Below are 1,546 nucleotides of genomic sequence, written 5' to 3'. Positions count from 1 at the left end.
GCCGAGGGCGGTGCCGAGGAGGGCGTCGAGGAGGGCCACCAGGAGGAGGAGCCAGGGGGAGCCGATGACGTCGAGGCCGAGGAACCAGAGGGCGAGGCCGGTGGCCAGGAGGGACTGGAGGACGGCGACGAGTCCGAAGGCGAGGGCGTAGCCGGCGATGAGGTCCGCTTTGCCGAGGGGCATGGCGAGGAGGCGTTCCAGGGTGCCGGAGGTGCGTTCCCTGAGGGTGGCGATGGACGTCACCAGGAACATCGTGATGAGCGGGAAGATGCCGAGGAGCGAGGCACCGATGCTGTCGAAGGTCTGCGGGCTTCCGTCGAAGACGTAGCGGAGCAGGACGAGCATCAGGCAGGGGACGAGGAGCATCAGGGCGATCGAGCGCGGGTCGTGGCGCAGCTGGCGCAGGACGCGGGCGGCGGTGGCGAGGGTGCGGTTCGCGTTCACGGTCGCTCCTGGTCGGCGGCTCGGGTGTTCGCCCGTTCCTGCTCGGCGGCTCGGGTGTTCGCCGCGTCTACGAGGTGCAGGAAGGCCTCTTCGACGGTGGGCGTGTCGTTGCGGCGGCGGAGGGCCTCGGGGGTGTCCTCGGCGAGGATCTCGCCCTCGCGCATGAGGAGGAGCCGGTGGCAGCGCTCGGCCTCGTCCATCACGTGGGAGGAGACGAGGAGGGTGGTGCCCCGGTCGGCGGCGATCCGGTGGAAGAGGTCCCACAGATCGCGGCGGAGGACGGGGTCGAGGCCGACCGTGGGCTCGTCGAGGACGAGGAGTTCCGGGGTGCCGAGGAGGGCGACGGCGAGGGAGACCCGGCTGCGCTGGCCGCCGGAGAGCCGGCCGGCGAGGGAGTCGGCGTGGTCGGCGAGGTCGACGTCCTCGACGGCCCGGTCGACGGCGGCGCGGCGGTCGTGACGGTGGGCGCGGCCGGGGAGCAGGACGGCGGCGAAGTAGTCGAGGTTCTGGCGGACGGTGAGGTCGTCGTAGACGGACGGGTCCTGGGTGACGTAGCCGATGCGGGTGCGGAGGGCGGGGTCGCCGGCGGGGCGGCCGAGGACCTGGAGGGTGCCGGTGACCTTGGCCTGGGTGCCGACGATGGCCCGCATGAGGGTGGTCTTGCCGCAGCCGGAGGGGCCGAGGAGGCCGGTGACGCGGCCCGCTCGGACGGTGAAGTCGATGCCGCGGAGGACTGTGCGGTCGCCTCGGACGGTGGTGAGGTTCTGCGCGGTGATGGCCGCGTTCTCGGGCTCGTCCGCCGGTTTATTCACCATGTGATGAATAATGGGCCCGGGGGTGCCGGTCGTCAAGGACCCGGGCGGGTCTGCCGGTGGTTGTCCGGGAGCGGGCCGGTGGGTGGGTCGCGCCCGCCCTCCCCCGAGCTCTCGGCTTCGCTCGAGCAGGGGGGACCCCCCTCGCCCTTTGCGGAACGTCTGCCCACAACCGGTTCGTCACGGCTTGCGCCGCTTCCCTGCGCCGATGCAGTGCCTCGTCGTCCATGGGCAGTGGCCAGGCCCGGTCCTGTCCCTGTTCCGTCAGGGACGTGTTCTGTGCGTCCTTC

Annotated in this window: 2 protein-coding genes; both read right to left on the bottom strand. The window is 72.1% G+C overall.

Annotated elements, in window-relative coordinates:
* A partial coding sequence (locus CCN56_RS39725; protein ID WP_179200158.1) for an ABC transporter permease occupies positions 1-444 on the bottom strand: 444 nt, incomplete at its 3' end.
* A complete protein-coding gene (locus CCN56_RS39720) occupies positions 441-1,259 on the bottom strand; it encodes an ABC transporter ATP-binding protein (protein WP_086832441.1) in 819 nt (272 codons plus the stop codon). The genes CCN56_RS39725 and CCN56_RS39720, both read right to left, overlap by 4 nt.
* Between the last annotated feature and the right edge of the window lie 287 nt (positions 1,260-1,546).

The organism is Streptomyces sp. NRRL B-24572 (genome assembly GCF_002156145.1).
In the GTDB taxonomy this organism is placed as follows: domain Bacteria; phylum Actinomycetota; class Actinomycetes; order Streptomycetales; family Streptomycetaceae; genus Streptomyces; species Streptomyces vietnamensis.
Note: the sequence above shows the minus strand (reverse complement) of the source record. Positions and strands in the feature narration are given on the sequence as shown.

Excerpts from the sequence above, each read along its gene's own strand:
- CCN56_RS39720 (WP_086832441.1), bottom strand. The coding sequence starts at position 1,259 with ATGGTGAATAAACCGGCGGACGAGCCCGAGAACGCGGCCATCACCGCG.